The organism is Tamlana crocina (assembly GCF_012037625.1).
Genome location: NZ_JAAVJS010000198.1, coordinates 1 through 478 on the forward strand (window position 1 = coordinate 1; position 478 = coordinate 478).

The following is a 478-nucleotide window of genomic DNA, read 5'->3' on the forward strand; positions in this document are numbered from 1 at the left end:
TTTTGAGGCTGTTGCTTTCTCAGTTTTTCGCGAAACCGTTCCTCATGCTCTGCTGAAGGTTCTGCGATATCAAAATCCAGCCTGTCAAAAAGGTCTTTTAGATCGTTATCAGTTTTCATAGCTCAGTAATTTGGTGCGCAGGCTTTCTTTAGCCCTTGAAATTGTTGTTCTGCAGTTTGCGTAGGTAATATTCAGGATCTCACATATTTCTTCATAATCATAACCCTCAATTAAATGATGGATCAAAGCCACGCGATAATTTTCTTTTAAGGTTTCCATGGTCTTTAAGATCATTCTTACTTTCGGATTTTGCTCTTCTTCTTCGGAAGCTATTCCGCCGTCTTCCTCAACTGCATGTTTAAACTCGTCGTCGTACTGTACTTCGTGGTATTTGGTATTCCTGTTGTATACGCTTACACTTTGGTTTACCACGATCTTTTTAATCCATGCCCCGAAGGTGGAGGTGCCTTTAAAAGAA

General features: G+C 40.2%; 1 protein-coding gene. It reads right to left on the reverse strand.

What is annotated here, in order from left to right; genetic code table 11:
• Nucleotides 1-108: 108 nt before the first annotated feature.
• On the reverse strand, nucleotides 109-478 hold a 370-nt coding region (locus HC176_RS16300; protein WP_167920057.1), incomplete at its 5' end, for an RNA polymerase sigma factor.